General features: G+C 33.1%; 1 protein-coding gene. It reads left to right on the forward strand.

All coding sequences use genetic code 11. The features are described 5' to 3' along the window. Positions 1–133, forward strand: a 133-nt coding sequence (locus ACRHOC_RS15110) for a hypothetical protein (protein ID WP_431159438.1), incomplete at its 5' end; no start/stop codon positions are given. Positions 134–239: the final 106 nt, after the last annotated feature.

Below are 239 nucleotides of genomic sequence, written 5' to 3' on the forward strand. Positions count from 1 at the left end.
TTTTGGGTTAGGAGATAAATATAATTTGATTACCGACAGAAAACTATTTAAAGCGGTTTACTCTGTAGATGAGAACCATTGGAATGGAAATGTAAACTTACAATTAAAGCTTAGGGATATCAAGCCAAATTAGTATGAGAACAAATGATCCTTACGCAGCACTTCGATTTAAGGAGTTCAACATTTTCTTATTAGTACGATTTGCACTTGTTTTTGGTTGGTCAATGCAGTTTGTTGTT

The sequence above is a fragment of the Winogradskyella poriferorum genome, from assembly GCF_050618035.1.
Lineage (GTDB): Bacteria > Bacteroidota > Bacteroidia > Flavobacteriales > Flavobacteriaceae > Winogradskyella > Winogradskyella poriferorum_A.